Here is a 20,354-nt window from a genome sequence, read left to right as displayed (position 1 = left end):
GCACGGGAGAACGGCCCTACGGTCCGTCGCGCATTCGGCCATGCGGCCTCACCGCGGCGTTGCGCCTGGCATCCCGGTTTGCCCGCCTCGCGAGCACGTCCCTCCCTGGCCGCTCCGCCGGATTACGCTCTGGTCTGTTTTGCCGGGCAAAACTATCCCGCCGCTTCATCCGCCTCTCGCGTCCGGTCGGGCCGTTTGCCTGCTCGGGTCGGGCAAACCTACCGTCAAAACACACACACATGAGTGCGGAAGCATATCCTCCGGATGGCCCCCAAATCAGCCCGCGTCAAGGATCGCAAAACTTTTCGGCGAGGGCGGGGCCTGTGGCGAGGGGCAGCGCCGCGCGCGAGGTCGCGTATGTGTCGGGTGTTGTGCGCAGAAAACTTTTGCGCCCGGCAAGCCGGCGGCTGCGCCGTCCCTGACCCGGGCAGATTCGGAAACCAGGCATTCGGCCATGCCCCCACACTCACGTGGTGGCCTAGGAACCGAATACTGGAGACCAGACATGGCTTACGACACCGCAAACACCTACGAGACGATCGAACTTTTCGGACTGACCGAGAAGGACGCACAGCGGCCGATCCCCGAGGATCACATCCTGACCGACCACATTATCCGCGAAAGCTTCGAGGCATTGCTCGGGCAGCTGCGCGGGACCGGGCTTGAAGCCGAAATCGAACCGCTGGCCCATGGGCTCGCCACGATCCTGCAGCGCCGCAAGGTGGCGCTTGGCAAGGAGGTCGACCGCACCGCCGACAAGATCGGTGCACTGGCAAAATCCCACGACGGATCGGAGATCGCCGAGACCGCGATTGAGGAGGCGCAGGCGCGCTTTCTGCAGCTGCGCGAGATCGTCAGCGCCATCGAGGTGATGAGCGAGGCGGCGGCGGAATGCTACGAGATCGAAACGGGCCACGCCTTCATCCCGGCAGCCGGGTCGCGCGCAAGCGTCCGGGCGCAAGAGACCGGGGCGGTTTTCGAGGCGCGGCAACTGCTGGAGCAGCACGACCGGGAAACCGCCGAGAAGTCTAAAGTCGAGGGCGTGCCCCTGATCGTCTCGGGCGCCACCGACTGGACCGATGTCGATGTGATCTTCAACACGCTCGACAAGGTCCGCGAACGGATCAAGCAGAACCGCAATCAGGATATCTTCCTCTGCCACAAGGGTGGCAAGCACGGGGCGGAGATGATTGCGGCTCGGTGGGCCCGGGCACGCGGGGTCGCACAAGCGCGCTTCGATCCGCGCTGGTCCGCGCATGGGCGGGCGGCACCGTTCAAGTGTAACGACGAGATGCTGGACGACAAGTTCGCGGCGACGGGGGTTGTGCTCTTCGGCGGCAACGGGGTCGCGCTGAACCTCGGGCAGAAGGCGGAAGCGAAAGGCCTGACGGTCATGCGGGTTGCGGACCCGGCGAAGAAGACTGCGCAGGATTGAAGAGAGGGGGTCGCCTTCGGGCGGCCCTTTCGTCGTTTCTTATGGGTGTGGACGTTCTCCAAATCACTTTGCCTAGCAATTTCCTGTTTTGATAGGTATATGTGTGCCAAGCAAAACTTGGAAATGATAGGCATGACCCCACTCAGCAGCATCGCGATGAGCGCCTATACCGACCTGGTGCGTCTTCTGAAGGACGACGCCTTGTCCGGTGTCGAAGGCAAGCCCACGCTCAAGGAGCGTGGGGATAAGGCCTATTGGTATGCCGCGCGCCGTGTCGGGACGGAGATGCGGTTCATCTATATCGGCGAAGACAGCGACGAGACGCGCGCGCGCATCGACCGGATCGAAGAGCTGCGCGCAACGGCCAAGGATCGGCAGGCGGAACGGTCGCGGCTTGTTCGGCTCTTGCGTGCGGAAGGCATGACGCCCATCGACCGGGCGACCGGTTCCATCCTGTCGGCCATGGCCGCAGCCGGAACCTTCCGTTTGGGTGGCACCATCGTCGGAACCAATGCATTTCGCCTCTATGAAGGCGAGCTTGGTATCCGTCTGCCAATTGGCGGTATGGCCAATACTGGCGACATCGACATCGCGCAGTTCGAGAAGCTCAGCGTTGCGTTGCAGGATCAGGTCGACCCGGGTCTTGCCGAGACGTTCTCAGCGCTCAAATTCGATCCTCTGCCAGCTCTTGACCAAGGTCGGACATGGCGATGGGCCCAGGGTGGCAGCGGCCAGTTGGTCGAGTTTCTCACACCGGCGTTCGGAGATGAGACCATCCGTGATCTGCCAGCATTGGGCGTGAACGCCCAAGGATTGAACTATCTCAACTTCCTGATCGCTGAGCCGATCCACGCGGCGGCGATCTATAGATCCGGCGTTCTGGTGCAGGTGCCCCGCCCGGAGCGTTATGCAGTCCACAAACTGATCATTGCCGACCGGCGCCGCGATGGGGCAGGGAGCCTGAAATCCGCGAAGGACCGCGAGCAGGCGGCTTTCCTTATCGAAGCGATGGCCGAGGACCGGCCCGATGATCTGGCTCGGGCCTATGCCACCGCAATGGAGGTTGGGCCGCGCTGGCGGGAGCACATCGGCAACTCGCTGAAGCGAATGCCTGATACCAGCGGGTTGCTCGACAGCTTGGGCGCGTGATGGCCGTAACGGGGTCGTGCTTGGCGCGGCCCTTTCGTCATGTCTCACGGCGCGTGCGATCGGTCACACTTGATCGGCAGCTCACGGCGTCCAGCACCGTCACCGCTCTACCCAGCCCGTCAGAGTTCGGCCCATCCGCATCGGTAGGGGCTGGGGATGGTGCGCGCCTCGCACATCGTCCGCAGCGCAAGACCGAGGGGTCGAGACGTCACACATGAGGCTGAAGACCTGCATGTCCCTCGGAGGGTGTTTCGGAACATAGCATCCACGCGGGCGGTCTCCGTCAGCACCCCGGCCAGGATCGGCGGGACGCGAACGCGGATGGTGACGGCTGCGTGATGGCAAGGGTCATCCGGGTCTCTCCTTTTTGCTCATAGATGTGGATCGCACGGGGTCGGCCCAATCGTGCCCTCCGCTGACGCTCCGGCAAGCACAAATACGGCTTCCACGGCGGGCCGCGGACCCTCCGCATTTGCGGTTGCGACCGGGCCTCTTGCCCCCGTGCCGGGTGATCCCCATCGCAACAAGGAGTAACCAAATGACCAACCACTACGTCGCCACCGTCCCCGTCAAGTTCACCGATACCGATGGCCAGGAGCGCACCCGTTTTCAGCGCGTGGGTGCGATGTTCCGCAACACCCGCAACGGGGATGGCTCGGAGTTCTTCAGCCTCAAGCTCGACTTTCCCGTCGCGGTCTCGGAGCTGGTGATGTTCCCACCGAGCGCGAAAGATCCTCAGGACTGAATCCTCTGACGAGGATGGGCCGCCCCAGGACGATCCGGGGGCGGCCCGATCCCTGTTCCAGGGATGCCGTCACCGGCGCGGGTGATAGCCCGAGGCGACCTCACGAAGCTGCCGGTCGCTGCGCATTCAACGGACGCACTTCCCCCGGAATGATCTGGCCGCGACAGACCGGCCAGTCAGCCTCAAGGGGGCCATCCACAAAAACCTATCGGCCGAGGCCTCCCGGTTTTTGCGGCAGAGATTTGGTGCCCAAATCTGGCCCTCCTTGACCCTGCCTGTCCGCCCTGTCGGTGGGGTTTGCGCCCGCCCGCGGTTCCGTCCGAACACATGCGTGTTCGTCCAGACCCTCGGGCGGTGCTGGAGAAGGGGCCTTTGAAGCTGGAGGCTGTGCTGGTGGTGAGGGCGGCAGAGCCGCGTCCCTGCGGGCTGCGGGGGAAGCGGACACCAAGGCTGCCTGAGCCTGAGCGCAACGTAAGTATATAATTGACAGCTTGGTATATTATCGTAAGGTGGGGTCAGCCTTGGTGGAAGGTGGCAGGAAATAGGGGGTCTTTCTTCCGCATGTCCCGAACAAAACGCCTGACAGAGATCGAGAAGATGCAGATCGTCCGCGAGGCGGTGGAGGGTGTGTCGACGTCTGAGCTGGCTGAGCGTTTCGAGGTCACATCGCGGGCCGTGCGCTACGTCCTCAAAGCTGATGCCGAGCGCAAGACGGATGCCGCAATTCCGGTCTCAGCGGTCAGTGTGAAGGTCACGGCTGCGGAGCTTGAGGCGCTCGACGAGGTGTTGGCCAAGGCGGGGATCGAGAGCCGGGCCGAGGGGCTGCGGCGGCTGATCCAGGCGGCGGGTGGGGTGTTTGTTCCGGACGCGCAGATGGCGGCAGAGATGGCGCGCTACCGCGCCTCGTTGCACGAGGTCGGCAATGGGGTCGCGCAGATCGCCAAGCAGATGACGCAGGCCAACCGGCGGGGGCAGGGGGCCGTGGGGGGCACGAGTGCCGAGTTCACCGAATTGCGCCTCGCGCAGATGCGCGGGCTGGCGCGGTTCATCTTGGATTCCGCTGACGAGATCGACCTGCTCTTGCGGCGCCGTCGGGACGCGATGCAGCTGGAAGCCACGGCCGCGCTGAGGGAGTTTGCCCATGCGGCTGAATGATGCTGTTGACGCTGTCACCGGCGAGGTCTTTCGGGACGGCTGGAGCCGGATCCGGGGCTCGATGCAGGGGCTGCACGTGGCCAAGCAGAGCCAGCTTGTGCGCGCGGCAGCAGGGCACCGCCCGGCGGTCTTCAAGGCGATCCGGGGCGGCGGTACGCATACCAAATCACAGCTCACAAACCAGCTCGAGTACCTCACCACCAAGTCCACCCATATCGTGGATTCGAGCGGCTTCCTGGATGGCAAGGCGAAGCTCGAAGCGAAGGACATCAAGGATCTCACCGAGCGCTTTGCCAAGCGCTGGAGTGCCGGTTTCAAACCCAAGCTTGGGCAGACCACCCATATGCTCATGTCCTTCCCTGTCGGCGCGCGGGGCGAGGATGTGCGCGATATCGCGACGGATGTGGCCGAGCGGTTCTTCCAGACCGACGCGGGGCATTTCGACTACATCATCGCGGTGCATGAGGACCGTGATCATCCCCATGCGCATCTGGTGCTGAACCGCCGCTCGCAAGAAGGCGAGTTCTTTTTTCTGGGGCGCAATCATCGCTTCAACTATGACGATTTCCGCCTCGCCATGGTCGAAGAGGCGGAGAAGTACGGCGTGCGCCTCGAGGCCACACGGCGGGTGGATCGCGGGGTTGTACATTACCCCGCCCCAACCCGCGAAGTTTATGCCGCGAAGGAAGAGGGTCGCGCGCCCCGCGAGCGCGAACGCGTGGGCACCGACCTGACGCGGACGCTCGCGGAGATCGCCAACACCAGAACCGTCTACCACTCGCTGGCCGCAGAGGCTTCACGTGAAGCCCGCGAGGATATCGCGGCGGCGCTCTTCCGCGCGGGTGAGGTGCTGGCGCGCGGCGGGCAGGTGGACCGAACAGGAGATGTCTATATGGCCGAGGATCAGAGTTTCGAGGATCTCAGAAGCCTCTATGCGGAGAAGCTCGCGCGGGTGCAGGGCATGATCGCTGAGAAGTCCGATGCGGAACGTCCCGTGCTGGAAAAACGCCTCATCGAGATCCAGGCGCAAGTCCAGCACATGCAGCCGCTCGGATTGCGTTCGAGTACGTTGTCAGACGCTCCCTCGGAGGGCGGCATCTATTCCGAGGCCAATATCGACGCTAGCCACCGCGAGCGACTGGCCGAGCCCGACCTGAGATCGCGCATTGACGCTGCTCTGCGCGGCACCGCGATCAGCACATCGGAAGTGGTGGCCCGCATCGAGACGGGCGCCTCCAATGCAGCGCTCGAGCATCAATGGATCGCCCATGATTTCGCCAAGGTGGCCGAGGCGCGCGATTTGAACCTCGAACGCCGCGCCGATCTGGAACAGGCGCGCGACATTCTCAACGATGTGCATGTCGAACTTGGCACGCTTTTGGAACGGGAGAACGTGCTGCGCCGGGATGGCGTTGTGGAAGCGGACCCGGTCAGCGAGCGGTTCCACTATCACGAGGACGCGGTCCGGGCGATGGAAGGAACAATCCGTCAGGAGATGCGCGCCGAGGGTCTGACAGCGCAGCAGATCGAGGATCGGGAGTGGGAGGTTGTCTCACGGGCAGAACGCCGGATCGCGGCGGAGCAACGCGCGTATCTTGAGGCACATCCGGAGCTGCTCGCACGCCCTGGCGATGTGATCGACCGGTCTGAGCCCTACAGGGAGACCATCACCGATGCTTTCCGCGCCAGCGAGATCACCCATGAAGTTGACGGGATCATGGAGGGGCGAGATGTTCGTACGCCGGTTGCAGACGCAGTCGCGGATGACTTGCGCGCGCGCTATCCGGACATGCCGTCCCACCTCGCCCGCGGGCTCGGCGCGACCTATGCGGCTGTCGTCGAGATACGCGACACGGAGGCCATCAATCAGGTCCGCCGCGAGAATGAGATGCGCGACGGGCTCGGGTCTGGAACGCGCGACGCACTCCTCGCCGCCCGCGGTGAAACGGCGCCGCAGTCTGACCGTGCCGACCGCCTTGCAGACGAGATTGCGCGTGTTCTGGACCATGAGCGGGCGGGGGAGTTGTCCGCGCCCTTCGAGACCGAGGCGGAGCGGGACGCTTTCCGCGAGGAGATCGCGCGTGTGCTGGATGACCGCCAATTGGGCCGCCTCACATCCGGCGATGCCGATGCGCTGGACAAGGTTCTCGAGGACCGTCTCGACCGGCTCTATGTCGCCAAGGTCTACCTGCAATCCGATGCAGCGACGGCCAACACGGAGGCGTTGCGCCAGGTGGTGGATGAACTCGCCGACGCCGAGTACGAAAAACACCGCGCGACAGACGTGGATGGCGAGACGGAGCGGGGTCAGGTCCATTGAGCGCGTCCATGGGCAAAGTCCGGATCGCCACGGGCGTCCTGCTTGTAACGATGGTGACCGCCGCCATGGGCTATACCATCGCCTCGGCGGTGCTGACCTACCAGGATCTCGGCTTCGGGGCCGAGATCGACTTTGCCTATATCGCACAGAACTATCTGGCGATCCTCGATCGCCGCCCGGAGGACGCGCAACTTATTCACCTGATCATCGGCAGCTTCGCCGCCGCCGGCCTAATGTTGAGCCTCGCCCTCTCGGGGTCCGCTCTGACACGCTTTGGCCAGACCCATTGGCAGAGCGCGCGCGAGATGAGCGCCAATGGGTTCTTCGGGGCGCCAGGGACCGGGTTCATCCTCGGCAAACTGGGGACGCCGGGCTCCCGCGCCAATTACATTTGCTCGAAGGTTTTTCCGCATGCGCTGATCGTGGCGCCCACGGGCCGCGGCAAGACCACAGGCTTCGTCATCCCGAACCTGCTGACCTGGCAAGGCTCCGCCGTGACGCTCGATGTGAAGGGCGAGTGTTTCGAGGCCACGGCCCGCCACCGTGCAGCCCAAGGCGACAAGGTCTATCGCTTTGCCCCCACCGATTGGGAGGGCAAGCGCACGCATCGCTACAACCCGCTCCTGCGCATCTATCAACTGAAAGATCCAGCACGCCAGCAGATGGAATTGCAGCTCCTCGCGACGCTCTTCCTTCAAAGCGACAACGATCGGGTGCAGGGGCTCCTCAAAGGCGGGATCGATCTCTTCGTGGCGGCAGGGCTCTTGGCCTTCCAGCGCAAGCGTCCCACCTTGGGCGAGATCTACCGCATCGCGGCCTCGGGCGGGAATAAGCAGAAGGAGTATTTCGCGCGGGGCCATGAGGTCGACAACAGGGCGGCCAAGCTGATCTTCACGCGGCTCGCTTCGACCAATAACGACACGCTGACCTCCTATGTCTCGCTCCTGATGACCTCGGGGCTCGACCAATGGCAGAACCCGGCCATCGATGAAGCGACGGCGGTGTCGGATTTTGATTTCCGCACGATCCGGAAAAAGCCCTTTTCGGTCTATCTCGTGGTCCAGCCGCTGATGGTGAAGCCGCTCGCGCCGCTGATCCGGCTGTTTTTCTCCGACCTGCTCTCGGCCATGCAGGAAAAGGACCCCGGACCGGATGAGCCGTGGCCCGTCATGATCATGCTCGATGAGTTCAATCGATTGGGCAAAATGCCCATCGTAGTCGAGAGCATCGAGACCCTGCGCACCTATCGTGGACATTTGGCCGTCGTCACCCAGACCATCCCGGCCCTCGATGAAATCTACGGCGAGAACACCCGCCGCGCCCTGCAGGGCAATGCCGGCGTGAAGCTCTACCTGACGCCCTCGGACGAGAAGACCGTCGAGGAGTTGAGCAAGGCGGTCGGCAAGACCACGAAGACGGTCGTCACGCGATCTCAATCCATCGGCAAGAACCCCTTCGAAGGACGCAGCCAATCCACGCGGACCGAGGAAAGCTCGCTGTTGCCGGAAGATGAGGCGCGCCGCCTGCCGCTCGATGAAATCGTCATGGTCATCGATGCCCAGATGCCGGTCCGTGCGAAGCGGATCCAGTATTTTGACGATCGGCTGTTTAAGGCGATCCACGCGGCGCAGACGGGCGAGTTGCCGTTCCCGGAACCCGGGGGAGGTGGGTTGCAGGGCACGCTGCCACTAAGTATGCGCGCCATGCCGATGACGCCGCCGCCGGACGAGTCCCGCGGATCTGAAGCCGATGTGGTGGCCGCCCGCGAGGCTGCTGATGGCCAATCGCCAGAGCAAACCCATGTCGCCCCAAAGAAGACCGCGCCTGTCGTTCAAGCCGTCGTCGCTCAGGAACAACGACAGATGGAGATGGATTTTGGGGGCCAAGTCACGGATGCCGAGGCAGCGAGCGCCGTGGGTGAGGCGCAGATGCGTTCCGCCGTCGATGGTCTCGATATGTTAGAGGCAACTATGGAGCGGAGCAAGAACGGCGTACGAGAAGGGATCTAGTTATCATATTGGTTCGTAGTCCGTTTTCGCGCGCTCAAGCCGTGCACCTACGGTATCCAACCCCCATCGACGATCAAAAAAGAATTCCAGCGCTTTTCTGGTTTCGACACGGAGCCATTCGCCTTCAAAGCCGAATTCACGTCTGACGACCTTTGCTTGCTCATCTGAAAGTCCTGTTTTTGGTCGCAGCCAAATGATTGCTCGAGTATTCCAATCCACGTCCTCCGGCAGAGGCTTGTCTATGGGTTTCTCCTCGAAGGAGCTGTCAGGATCAATGCGGATCGGGAGGTAGTTCCGATATTCACCGCGTTTGAAACTGTGGGCACGCAAGTGCACGCTTTCACCATCGGACGTGAAGCGGGTCGGTGCGATCCACTGCCCTTCGTCGGCACCGGACGACATTGATGTGTATCGGACGTGGACGGCTTTCCCCGACCTGATTGCTTGATGAAGAAACGCGATGGTCCTTTGATCTGCCTTCCGTTCCGGTCGAGGCAACGCGGACGAAGGCGTGTCTTCATCGACGCATGCCAAGATATCGAAGGCTTCGGTCAGGCCGGATGGTGCTAATGCCTCGTGCTCGCTCGCAGCTATGTATGTCTTTCGCACCGGATCATAGGTCGGCGGTGAACTGTGCGCGAGACCAAGATAGACACGGAAGTCCAGCGCTGCCTGCGCGGTCGAAATACCGAAGTGGTCGATCAGATCCTTGCGGTTTGCCATACCCCGCCAAGTCAGGCAACGGTCCAGAAAGATCAGGCGCTCTCTCTGCGCATGTTTGAGGTCGTCGAGCTTCATGTGCGCATCCCTACCTTGACTCTCGCCTGTATGTCCATCTAGAAATTATACGAATAAAAATTATATGGACCATTGTCATGAGGATTCTTCACACTGCCGACCTCCATCTCGGACGTCAGTTCAACGGGATTCCTCTCGATGCCGATCACGCAGCAATTCTCGATCAGATCGTTTCGGCGATCACCTCCCGCGACGTTGACGTTCTTGTGATTGCAGGAGATATTTTTGACCGGGCTGCCCCGCCGACGTCTGCCGTGCGTCAGTTCAATGGGTTCTTGGCGCGCGTTGCCTCGGAGACCGAGGCGGCCGTGGTAATGATCGCCGGCAATCACGACTCGGGTGATCGAATCGCGTCCATGGCGATCATGACAGACACACGACGCGCTTTGATACGTGGGGCTATCAGTGCGGACGAGAAGCCGCTGTTACTTACGGACGCCCACGGACCTGTGGCGTTCACAGGGTTGCCCTTCGCCTACGAGTATGCTGCCCGTGAATGTTTTTCCGACGAAGCTCTCCACACTCCCGAGGACGTTCTCGCGGCTCAGGTGGCTTGCGGTCGGCGTAACATTCCCGATGGTACGCGTTGGGTCGTCGTTTCGCATGCTTTCGTAGCCGGGGCTTCAAGCAGCGAAAGTGAACGACCTCTCACTAGGGTCGGCGGCATCGAGACCGTCAGTTCGGCCGTGTTTGAGGGTGCCCATTATGTGGCTCTTGGCCATCTGCACCGGCCGCAATCGGTTGGTGCCCCTCATATCCGGTATTCGGGATCGCCACTGGCTTTCGGGTTTGATGAATCTGACTGCCAGAAGTCGATGAGCCTCGTCGAGATCGATGCAGTCGGGCAAACCACGATAGAGAGCATTCCTTTCACACCCATTCGCCAAGTGCGCGTCTTGAAGGGACGTCACGCAGAACTTCTCCTCGCAGACCGATCTGACGATTTTATCAAAGCCGTGCTTACCGATGATGCGCCTGTGATCGATGGAATGAAGCGCATCCGCGACGTGTTCCCGAACGCCTGTGAACTTTTCTACGAGCGGGATGAACAGGCGCCAGAAGTGAAGTCCTTAACGGGACGTGCCCTAGCGGTCGCGAACCCTGTCGAGGTCATTGGCGACTTCCTCGAACACGTGCGGGAAGAAGGGTTCTCAGAGAACGAACTGGAGGTCGTAGCGTCGGCACTCGGTCGCCTGCGCGAGACGGAGGATGTCCAATGAGACCGGTTCGGCTAACACTTCAGGCGTTCGGTCCCTATCCAGGTCGGGTGGTTATCGACTTTCGGGATGCCGTTGAGGCGGGTCTTTTCGGCATCTACGGACAAACAGGATCAGGTAAATCGACCGTCTTCAGCGCGATGACCTTTGCGCTCTTTGGAGAAGCGGCGAAGGCAGAGCAAGACGCTCCTTCGTTGCGCTCGGATCACGCCGATCCGGATATAATGACCGAGGCGGAGTTCGTGTTCGACATTGGTGAGCGGCGATATGTTGTGCTTCGCCGACCCGACCAGATGCGACCTAAGGCACGCGGTGAAGGCGAGACGCGGAGCGCACATGAGGCCTTTCTGTTCGATGCGACTGGAATGTCGTTGGATGACATTACAGACGCAGCGCGGGGCAAGATCGTGGCAGAGAAGAAGGTGCGCGAGGTCGACGCGGCCCTCGTCGAGATGCTTGGATATGGCTCCGAGCAATTTCGCCAGATCGTCCTCTTGCCGCAAGGGCGCTTCGAGAAGTTCCTTTCGGCCAAGACGAAAGAGCGCCTCGAAATCCTGCGAGAACTCTTCGATGTCTCGCTATACGAGAAGCTCATGGCCGATCTCAAGTCAGCAGCCGATGAGGCTGAACGGCAGGTGCGAGAGGAACGTGCGCTCTGCATCAGGCAACTCGCGGCAGAAGGGTTCGAAAGCACTGATGCACTGATTTCGGGCATCGAAGCCGCAGCTGGGAAATGCGCAGAGCTACGCGCGAACGAAGAAACCGGGAAGGCGACGGCGGAAGCTGCCGAGAAAGCAGTGCGTCAGGCGGAGGCGATCGAAGAAAAATTCGCGACGGCCGAAAAGATGAACGAACGGCTTCGCGCACTTGAGGCGCAGAAGGGCGATGTCGAGACGCTTTCTGAGCAGATCCGACAAGCCGAGCGCGCGCGCGGTCTGATCGATGTCGAGGAACGAGTGAGGGATGCCGAACGTGAGGTTGGTGAAGCCGAGGGCGCGCGCAACAAGGCTGACGAGGCCAGCGAGCTTGCTTCCAGAGAAGCAGAAAAGGCGGCAGAGGCGCTCCGGCGCGAGGACGATCGTGCCGATGAGGTCGAAACCCTGCGCCGGAGAAGTGATGAACTGGAGAGGTATGGTCGAATCCTCGAGGAAGCGGCCGATAGCAATCAGGCAGTCGAAACCGCGCTAAAAGAGCAGCGGGACGCCGACAACGCTTTTAAGGCAGCAAAGGCACAACTGACCGAACTGCAGGAGAAGCGCACCTCGAAAAGCGCAGAGCTAAAAGCTGCGCGCGAAACGGAGGCGAAGCGCGCCGAGATCGCGGGTCGGCGCGCAGAGCTCGACAAACGGCATCTGGCCGCCAAGTCCTACGAGGTCGCTTTGCAGGATGTTGCAACGGCTCAGGCCGCTGTCGAAGAACAACTGCGGACGTCGGAAGCTGCGGCCGGAAAGGCCGAGAAGGCGCGAGATGATTATGAGACGGCCGAACGGGATCTAGCGGCCGCACAGGCGCTTCACCTTGCGATGAGATTGGAAGCAGGGTCGCCATGTCCGGTCTGTGGCGCAACCGAACATCCTGCGCCGGCGACTGGCGAGATCGGTAGTGCCGGCCTGGACAAGGCATTCCGTGAGTCACGAGAAGCATGGCTGGCCGCCGATCGCGATGCCCGGAAAGCTGGCGAAGCACTGGTCGGGGTGCAAGCGACGCTCGAGGAGCGACAGAAACGCTTGTCCACCCTTGAACCGCCAGAGGAGCGCGCAGCCGTCATCGCGGCGCGAATCGGTCATGCAGACGACGCACTCGCAGCGCTTGGGCCCCGGGTAGACATTCTTGCCGCGGAGACCGGGATCGAGGAACTGGCACTTCAGATCGAGGAATTGGAGCGGAAACGCGATGAGTTGCGGGACAGCTTCGATGAGCGGCGGAACAAGGCTACTGAGGCCAAGGCGACTCGCGATGGAAAGCTTGCCGAGGTGCCGCAGGACCTGCGCGATGTCACGGCGCTCGCGGCCAATTTGAAGAAGGTGACCGGGTCGCTGGAGTCGCTTCAGGCGGCGCGGATCGGGGCAGACAAAGCGCTGAACTCCGCGCGCGAAATGGCACTCGGCGCGGTTAAGGATCTTGAAAGCGCAAGTAAGGCGCTCGTGGACTGTAAGGCGCGCCATCAAAAGGCGGTTGAGGTCTTCCGGACGAGACTGGCTGGAGCTGGCCTCACAGCAGAGGCGTTTCAGTCTCTCAAACCAGCCATCGAAACTCTCGATGAGGATAGGGAAGCCGTCGAGACATACCGGCGCGAGCACAAGAGTGCGTCTGACGCAGCCACAGATGCCGCCTCTGCGATCGAAGGGATGTCCCGGCCTGATCTCGAAGCGCTACGAGAAACGCACCAGACCCATGCCGAGGCGCTCAGCAGGGCGACCGAAGAACGCATCGCCGCCCAGACCCGTGTCGATCATTTGGATCGGCTTAAAAAGGTGATGGACGAGACGCTGCGCAAGCTTGACGAAGCCGAAGCGGCATCCGGCCCGCTGCGCGGTCTAGCAGCGCTGGTGAACGGGCAGAACTCGCAAAGACTGACCCTGGAGACATTCGCAATAGGCGCGATGTTCGATCAGATTCTGGAAGCTGCAAACCTACGCTTCGGTCCGATGACAAACTATCAGTATAGTCTCGAGCGTGAGATGGAGAACGGAGGGCGAGGCAAGCGAGGCCTTGGAACACAGGTGTTTGACGCGCACACTGGGAAATCACGCGCTACAAGCACACTCTCAGGCGGCGAGACGTTCATTGCGGCACTCGCTCTCGCACTGGGTCTTGCCGACGTGGTCGAAGCGGCGAGCGGCAAAGTCCGGCTCGACACGATTTTTATCGACGAAGGGTTTGGAAGCCTCGACACCGAAAACGGGTCCGGCACGCTCGACCAGGTCCTACAGGTCCTCAACTCCATCGTCCGACAGAACCGTGCGGTGGGTCTGATTTCGCATGTACCGCTCGTCCAGGAGGCGATCCCAAACGGCTTCTATGTCAGAAAAGGGATGTCTGGGAGTAGTATAGAGGAAAGGGGGGTGGTCTGATGGATCCTCGTTGGTTTCGACGGCGAGCTCATTCGCGGCGCTTGCCAAATGGTGGCACTACCGACGTTCGAGAAAGCTGGGTCTTACAGTCTTCTTCGAAGGCAAAGCGCCAGCGCAGTTTCCGGCATCAGTGCCCCATATGCGGTGCAGACGTGGTCACGGTCCGTATGCCCAATGGTGGCAGCGCTCATTTTGAGGGCGCGAAGGGATTGTATAGGATAAAGCACCCATGTTTGCATGTTGGCGAAGGTTTGAGCCGAGTGCGTGACACGAACACGCCTGACCTCTTCGAAAACTGCTGAAATGTGCACCCCCACTGGGGATTCGATTGTTCTAGCAGAGAAAAATCGCCTAGAGGTTGAGATGTGGGCGCCGTTCTCTTGAGATCGAACTGGCCAGTTTGGAGATTTTATTGATGAGTTTTGTATGGAAGGTTTTTCGCGTTACATTTTTTTTAGCGATTTATTTCTTTGCTGCTTTGGTAATTGTTACCCTTGGATTGCAGTCTTGGTCGGACGGCAGCCAAGTTCTTTTTGCATTGGGAGCGCCCGTCTTTTTGGTTTGGTGGCAAGAAAGGCGGCGATCTAGAAAAATTGCCGCTACAAATGGCGGCGCAAAGAGTTCGGAAACAACAAAACCGAATTTAGCGCTGGTAGCGTCTCCAAATGCGTATGAAAATCGTGTCGAGCGTGAACGCGAACGAACTCGCGAAGCCATTGTTTCCACGGCATCGGTTGCGACGCAAGCCTATTCCCCACCGAAGCAGGACTACGCTGAGATCGTTCGCGCTGGAAAGTCTGCGGCGCCAGCTCTTGCGGCAGCCGCTGAAAGAAAACAATCTGGGCGAGTTGCATCGAGCTGGTCGTCCCGAACAAAGAAAAGCGGGTGGGTCCCTTCTAGCGAAACGGCTAGCGTCTCCGGTCTCAACATCGGCGGGATGGTCTATGTTGGCACGCCTCCCTTGCTGAACTCCTACGGGTATCGTGACAAATGCCGAGCCTATATCGATCCGTCCCTGTCGGTCGCGCGCTCGGGCAGGGACAAGGCTGGCGATAGCATGCCGTATTGGCCCGGATACTCGGATATCTCACCCCAGTGTCGGGCAACCTATTTGGAGTGGTTGGCAAGTGGGCGAAGCGACGCTTCCTATAACCCCGGCTACATGTTCTTGTACTTCTACGGGCTGGAGCGTCGCTTCTTCGTCGATCAGTCGAACGAAGATGCAAAGGATATCGTCCAGGAAGTTCGACGGCTGCAGTCACTTTACCCTGATAACCATTCCGTCAGGCGGTATTTGGGTGAGTTCCTCGACATCGCGATGCTCGCCGAAACCGACCTCGACGCTATCGAGCCGATTTTCGAGAAGCAGGGCTGGGAACTTCCGTTCTCACTCAAATACGCAATCGGAGCTCGTATCGACAAAGGCGAGAACCTGACAGCTGACTGGTTGCTGAGTTGGTTCATCTGCCATCCGGAAACAAATCTGAGAACTCCCGCGACGCGGTGCCGTGACGAGTTCGTCGCGCTGTTCCGTATGCGGTTTGATCGGCGTTTTCCTGATGGACTCAAAGTGACAAAACCACGGAAATCACTCACTGCATCCTATCGGGCCGCCTCCAGCGAGTTTCAGGGGTCCGCCAACCCAACCGTCGACGGCAAGCCGGTCCCCGATATTTCCGGCCTGCGCAAACCGGTCGAGATTGCCCAAGAGTTGGCTGACGAGGTGATGAACGACCTCGACAAGCTCAGTCGCTTCCTGGGCCGAAACCCTGACGGTCGCGGAAGTGTGGAAGCGCATGCCTTGCTGCCCTCTGAACTTTGGGATGCTTTCCCATCAGAGGAAATGGACCGCTTGAAATCATGGGCAATCGATATCGTCGATCGGGGGGGATTGGTGCCGCTTGAGGAGGTGATCGGACGGCTGGAGGGAGAAACGAACGAGAAGATCGGGAAACGGCAAATGACAGGAGCGGCCGACGCGCTCGCGCGCCTCGGTTTCGGTCTGGCGCCCGATCCTCGGTTTGCGCTCCGGTCGCCCAATGCGGAGGAGCCTGTTGTGCTGTTTAGCCTGGGCGAACCGATCGAAAGACTGGAGGAAGTTTCCGACAGCTATCGAAGCGCCTTGATCGAATTGGCACTTGGGTCGTTCGTCGCCCATGCGGATGGTCGCATCGCGGAGCCGGAACGTAGGGCGCTGGTAGATCAAGTTTCTGCCGCGACCCTTAGCGATCAGGAACGCCGCAGGCTGCGTGCAAACCTTGAATGGTTCCTGGCCGTGCCGCCGGACATGACGCTTCTGCGGCGCAAATTGAAGGAAGTGGGCCAAGACAGCCAGGCCGCTATGCGGGCAGCACTGGTTGGTGCAGCACATGCCGATGGCATTATTCACTCCGACGAAGTCGCAAGCATCGAGAAAATCTACAAGGCTTTGGGCCTCGATCCTGAGCTTGCCTACTCGGATCTGCATGCTGGCGAAGTCGCGGATGGTCCTCGCACTGTTCGTGCCTCGCAACCGGGTCGCCCGGGCGAAGCGATACCCGATCTTGAAAAAGCCAGCGGACCCAAACTCGACGCGTCGCGGATCGCAGCAATCCGTTCGGACACTGAGCGCGTGTCGTCCGTCCTCGGTCGGATTTTCGATGTCGAAGAGGAAGAAAGTGGTGCGTCTGGGCCCGCCAGCCAAAGCCAGCTGGCGGGGCTTGACCCGAAACACGGCGCCCTTGTCCTCGAACTAGTTACTCGGGAGCATTGGTCTGACACAGAGTTCGAGACGATCTGCGCCTCGCATGGCTTGATGGCGTCCGGGGCACTGGAAGTTGTGAATGAATGGGCTTTTGAGACCTACGATGAAGCGCTTCTCGACGAGTATGATGGATATGACGTGTCTCCGGAGATTGCGGAGGCGGTAAAAGAAAAGATGAGTGCGGAGGGCAGGGATGTCTAAGTTGAAACCACGTGAACGCGATGCAATCGTACAGGCGCTTCGGGCCGGGGTCGTGCCCAAGCTAGGTTTGCGCCATATCCAGGTCGGCCGCGTCCGGGAGATTGAAGAGCTCGTTAAGGACATGGACCGGATATCCGATGGCGGATCGGCAATCAGGTTCATCATCGGGGAATACGGATCGGGCAAGACGTTCTTCATGAACCTGATCCGCCTCGTCGCCTTGGAGAAAGGCCTAGTCGTGATGTTCGCGGATCTGGCGCCGGATCGCCGCATTCACGCGACCGGCGGACAAGCTCGGGGGCTGTATGCGGAGATGGCCCGAAACCTCTCGACGCGGACAAAGCCCGATGGCGGGGCATTGGCCAGCGTGGTGGAACGGTTTGTCAGCCAGGCTCACCGAGATGCTGAAGAACGGGATTTGCCCACGGGGACCGTCATTCGTGAACGCCTTGGCCACTTTGAAGAACTTACCGGAGGGTTTGAGTTCGCCGAAGTCATCCGTCGATATTGGGAAGGCCATGAGACCGGCGACGACGAGTTAAAATCCGCAGCCCTGAGATGGCTGCGCGGCGAGTTCGCGACACGCACCGACGCGCGCAAGGCGCTTGGTGTGCGAACGATCATCGACGACGCCAGTGTCTATGACCATCTGAAGCTGATGTCGGCATTTGTGTGCGAGGCCGGTTACAAAGGCTTGCTCGTCGGTCTCGACGAGATGGTGAACCTCTACAAGCTCACCTCGTCGCAGGCGCGCAATGCAAACTACGAGCAGATCCTCCGGATACTGAACGATGTGCTGCAAGGCAGTGCCGAGAACCTCGGATTTCTCATGGGCGGGACCCCGGAGTTTCTGATGAACACCCGTCGTGGACTCTATAGCTACGAAGCCCTTCAGTCGCGTTTGGCCGAAAATACCTTCGCGCGAGACGGATTGGTCGACCTTTCAGGACCGGTTGTCCGGCTCGCCAGCCTGACCCCTGAAGACCTTTTCGTACTTCTGGCCAATGTCCGGCGGATCATGCAGGACGATGCCAGGGCTCTGCCGGACGCCGCACTCGAGGCATTCATGGCGCATTGCTCGGACCGGATCGGTGAAGCTTACTTCCGCACCCCGCGCAATACGGTGACGGCCTTCGTGAACCTGCTTTCCGTGCTCGAGCAAAACCCCGGTGTCGAGTGGAGCGATCTGATCGAAAAGATCGAAGTCTCCGAAGACCTCGGCGAAGACATGACCGAGGTAGACGAGTCGACTGGTGCCCAAGACCCCGGTGACGATGATCTGATCAGCTTCAAGCTCTGACGCCTATGAGCAGTGCGTTCGACAAACTGGCGAGACCTGTGCAGAAATGGATACGCCAGCAAGGATGGCGCGAACTTCGCGATATCCAGGCGCGATCCATCCGGACGATCTGCGAGACCAACGCCGATTTGATCGTTGCGGCGTCCACGGCGGGCGGAAAAACCGAGGCGGCGTTCCTGCCGTTGATTTCACAGGTGCTTGACGAGCCGTCGGGCGGCACCGGCTTCGACCTGCTCTACATCGGTCCGCTGAAAGCCTTGATCACGGACCAGGCCATGCGGCTGGATGGCATCTGCCAGGAAGCGGAGCTTCCCGTTGTTCCTTGGCACGGGGATGTCTCGCAATCGATCAAGACGCGCGCGTTAAAATCTCCAAAAGGGATCCTGCTGATAACCCCGGAGTCCCTTGAGGCACTTTTCATTCGCCGCGGTTTGGAAATTGCACGCCTGTTTGGGGCCACGCGGGCGGTCGTGATCGACGAGCTGCACACGGTTCTTGATAGCGAACGCGGTGTCCAGCTTCGTTCACTGCTCACGAGGCTCGAGCTCGCGATAAAGCGCCCAATACGTCGGGTAGGTCTGTCAGCGACTCTGGGCGACATGGACCTCGCCAAGGCCTATCTTCGCCCTGACGCCGCAAACGCTGTCCAGCTGATCGAAGCAGATGGCGGCGAGGCTGAATTGAAGCTTCAGCTTCGCGGTTACCTTTCCGGCGATGAAAATGAAAACAGCCCGTCAGCATCGGACGCAATTGCAGCCCATCTCTTCAAACACCTTCGAGGTAGCGACAACCTGGTCTTCGCCGGAGCGCGCCAACGGGTCGAGATTTACGCAGATCGGCTACGGGAGCTTTGCGAACGGGAGCACCTGCCACAGGAATTCTATCCCCACCACGCGAGCCTCTCCCGAGAACACCGTGACTTCGTTGAGCGGCGCTTGAAGGACCCTGCGAAACCGACGACCGCCGTTTGCACGTCGACGCTCGAGCTTGGAATCGACATCGGTGACGTGACCTGCGTGGCTCAAATCGGTGCGCCATTCAGCGTAGCGGCCTTGCGACAACGGCTTGGCCGATCAGGCCGCCGTGAAGGACAGCCGGCCATTCTCAGGCAGTACGCTGTCGAAGCCAAGTTGACGCCGGAGAGCAGTTTCGTGGATCGTCTTCGCCTCGGCCTGATCAGGTCCATCGCGATGATAGACCTGCTGCTGGAAGGCTGGTGCGAACCTCCAAAACCTCAGGCGCTTCATCTCTCGACGCTCGTCCATCAGATACTGTCAGTCATAGCGCAGCGCGGCGGCGCGTCTGCAAGCGTGGTCTACAAGGTGCTCTGCCGCGAAGGACCCTTTCGGAATGTCACAACCGAAGTCTTCGCAGATGCGTTGCGTGCAATCGGCCACCCAGAAACCGGCTTGATCGAACAGGCCGGCAGCGGGCTGTTGCTTTTGGGTCCATCAGGCGAGAAGCTGGTTGAGCATTACAGCTTCTACGCGGTGTTCCAGACACCTGAGGAATTCCGTTTGGTTGCAGAGGGGCGGGATCTTGGAACCCTGCCAATCAACAATGTACTTGCTCCCGGGATGCTGCTGATTTTTTCTGGGCGGCGTTGGGTGGTTCAAGAAATCCATGATCGTGAAAAGGTCATCGTCGTCAAACCCGCGAAGGCTGGTGTGCCTCCGGTCTTCGGCGGCGATGCGGGGGACATTCATGACAAAGTGATCGACCGAATGTTCGCCGTGCTCGAGGGGGATTCTAGCCCAGCTCACATGGATACAGTCTCTTTGATGATGCTCGAGGAAGCGCGTGCTCACTATGAACAGCTGGGGTTTAGGGCCAATAACATACACACTATCGGCGAGCATACATCAGTCATTGCGACGCGGGTCGGTACGGTGAAGACATCAACCCTCGCGCTAGCACTGAGAAGTGAGGGGTTTTCAGTCGAGCAGCATGACGGGTTCCTGCTGGTGGAGGCAGGGGACGAAACCCCCGATCTTCAAACAGTACTAACGCATATTCGATCTGGCGAACCTGTCGATCTGTTCGCGGGAGCAGGGAACTTCATGTCGGAGAAGTTTCATCCGTACCTGTCGAAGCCGCTCTTGGAGTTGGATGCAGCCAGTTCGAAGCTTGTTCCTCAAATTCTTCCAACGTTGGTTGAAAGGATCATTCAGGCATGAGCGATGGGAAGCAGAGGTTGTTTCCTTGCAT

General features: G+C 60.5%; 12 protein-coding genes. 11 read left to right on the top strand and 1 reads right to left on the bottom strand.

Features of this window, described 5'->3' with window-relative positions:
* Positions 1-505 precede the first annotated feature (505 nt).
* The 6 genes from H8B03_RS17820 (at position 506) to H8B03_RS17795 (ending at position 8,813) form a co-directional block, all read left to right on the top strand.
* On the top strand, positions 506-1,435 hold the full coding sequence (locus H8B03_RS17820) for a DUF2493 domain-containing protein (protein WP_193143256.1): 930 nt from the start codon (positions 506-508) through the stop codon (positions 1,433-1,435).
* Positions 1,436-1,567: 132 nt separating this feature from the next.
* Positions 1,568-2,584, top strand: coding sequence for a GSU2403 family nucleotidyltransferase fold protein (locus tag H8B03_RS17815; protein ID WP_264299196.1), 1,017 nt, complete (start codon positions 1,568-1,570; stop codon positions 2,582-2,584).
* Positions 2,585-3,122: 538 nt separating this feature from the next.
* The gene (locus H8B03_RS17810; protein WP_007120662.1) at positions 3,123-3,329 is read left to right on the top strand and encodes a hypothetical protein; all 207 of its coding nucleotides are present in this window, start codon (positions 3,123-3,125) and stop codon (positions 3,327-3,329) included.
* A gap of 561 nt (positions 3,330-3,890) precedes the next feature.
* Positions 3,891-4,484 (top strand): transposase, encoded by a 594-nt coding sequence (locus tag H8B03_RS17805; RefSeq protein ID WP_193143254.1) that lies wholly within the window; start codon positions 3,891-3,893, stop codon positions 4,482-4,484.
* Entirely contained in the window at positions 4,471-6,804 is a 2,334-nt protein-coding gene (locus tag H8B03_RS17800) for a relaxase/mobilization nuclease domain-containing protein (protein ID WP_193143253.1), read from the top strand. Before H8B03_RS17805 ends, H8B03_RS17800 begins: the two co-directional genes overlap by 14 nt.
* Positions 6,805-6,812: 8 nt before the next feature.
* Positions 6,813-8,813, top strand: a complete 2,001-nt coding sequence (locus tag H8B03_RS17795; RefSeq protein ID WP_193143252.1) for a type IV secretory system conjugative DNA transfer family protein — start codon at positions 6,813-6,815, stop codon at positions 8,811-8,813.
* 3 nt (positions 8,814-8,816) lie between these two features.
* Here H8B03_RS17795 and H8B03_RS17790 read toward each other — a convergent pair whose 3' ends face one another.
* Positions 8,817-9,611 carry a hypothetical protein gene (locus H8B03_RS17790; RefSeq protein WP_193143251.1) on the bottom strand — a complete coding sequence of 265 codons (795 nt, stop codon included), beginning with the start codon at positions 9,609-9,611 and terminating at the stop codon, positions 8,817-8,819.
* Between the two features lie 77 nt (positions 9,612-9,688).
* Here H8B03_RS17790 and H8B03_RS17785 point away from each other — a divergent pair, with 77 nt between their 5' ends.
* The 5 genes from H8B03_RS17785 (at position 9,689) to H8B03_RS17765 (ending at position 20,323) form a co-directional block, all read left to right on the top strand.
* Positions 9,689-10,831, top strand: a complete 1,143-nt coding sequence (locus tag H8B03_RS17785; protein WP_193143250.1) for an exonuclease SbcCD subunit D — start codon at positions 9,689-9,691, stop codon at positions 10,829-10,831.
* Entirely contained in the window at positions 10,828-13,902 is a 3,075-nt protein-coding gene (locus tag H8B03_RS17780) for an AAA family ATPase (protein ID WP_193143249.1), read from the top strand. The genes H8B03_RS17785 and H8B03_RS17780 overlap by 4 nt, the downstream gene beginning before the upstream one ends.
* A 415-nt stretch (positions 13,903-14,317) precedes the next feature.
* Positions 14,318-16,846: a TerB N-terminal domain-containing protein gene (locus tag H8B03_RS17775; RefSeq protein WP_193143248.1), complete on the top strand. Its 2,529-nt coding sequence runs from the start codon at positions 14,318-14,320 to the stop codon at positions 16,844-16,846.
* Positions 16,839-18,146 (top strand): ATP-binding protein, encoded by a 1,308-nt coding sequence (locus H8B03_RS17770; RefSeq protein ID WP_193143247.1) that lies wholly within the window; start codon positions 16,839-16,841, stop codon positions 18,144-18,146. The genes H8B03_RS17775 and H8B03_RS17770 overlap by 8 nt, the downstream gene beginning before the upstream one ends.
* Positions 18,147-18,151: 5 nt before the next feature.
* Positions 18,152-20,323, top strand: coding sequence for a DEAD/DEAH box helicase (locus tag H8B03_RS17765; RefSeq protein ID WP_193143246.1), 2,172 nt, complete (start codon positions 18,152-18,154; stop codon positions 20,321-20,323).
* Positions 20,324-20,354: the final 31 nt, after the last annotated feature.

Origin of the sequence: Meridianimarinicoccus sp. MJW13 (assembly GCF_014901205.1) — a bacterium.
In the GTDB taxonomy this organism is placed as follows: domain Bacteria; phylum Pseudomonadota; class Alphaproteobacteria; order Rhodobacterales; family Rhodobacteraceae; genus Meridianimarinicoccus.
Note: the sequence above shows the minus strand (reverse complement) of the source record. Positions and strands in the feature narration are given on the sequence as shown.

Coding starts and splice junctions, on each gene's coding strand:
- H8B03_RS17820 (WP_193143256.1), top strand. CDS start 506: ATGGCTTACGACACCGCAAACACCTACGAGACGATCGAACTTTTCGGA.
- H8B03_RS17815 (WP_264299196.1), top strand. CDS start 1,568: ATGACCCCACTCAGCAGCATCGCGATGAGCGCCTATACCGACCTGGTG.
- H8B03_RS17810 (WP_007120662.1), top strand. CDS start 3,123: ATGACCAACCACTACGTCGCCACCGTCCCCGTCAAGTTCACCGATACC.
- H8B03_RS17805 (WP_193143254.1), top strand. CDS start 3,891: ATGTCCCGAACAAAACGCCTGACAGAGATCGAGAAGATGCAGATCGTC.
- H8B03_RS17800 (WP_193143253.1), top strand. CDS start 4,471: ATGCGGCTGAATGATGCTGTTGACGCTGTCACCGGCGAGGTCTTTCGG.
- H8B03_RS17795 (WP_193143252.1), top strand. CDS start 6,813: ATGGGCAAAGTCCGGATCGCCACGGGCGTCCTGCTTGTAACGATGGTG.
- H8B03_RS17790 (WP_193143251.1), bottom strand. CDS start 9,611: ATGAAGCTCGACGACCTCAAACATGCGCAGAGAGAGCGCCTGATCTTT.
- H8B03_RS17785 (WP_193143250.1), top strand. CDS start 9,689: ATGAGGATTCTTCACACTGCCGACCTCCATCTCGGACGTCAGTTCAAC.
- H8B03_RS17780 (WP_193143249.1), top strand. CDS start 10,828: ATGAGACCGGTTCGGCTAACACTTCAGGCGTTCGGTCCCTATCCAGGT.
- H8B03_RS17775 (WP_193143248.1), top strand. CDS start 14,318: ATGAGTTTTGTATGGAAGGTTTTTCGCGTTACATTTTTTTTAGCGATT.
- H8B03_RS17770 (WP_193143247.1), top strand. CDS start 16,839: ATGTCTAAGTTGAAACCACGTGAACGCGATGCAATCGTACAGGCGCTT.
- H8B03_RS17765 (WP_193143246.1), top strand. CDS start 18,152: ATGAGCAGTGCGTTCGACAAACTGGCGAGACCTGTGCAGAAATGGATA.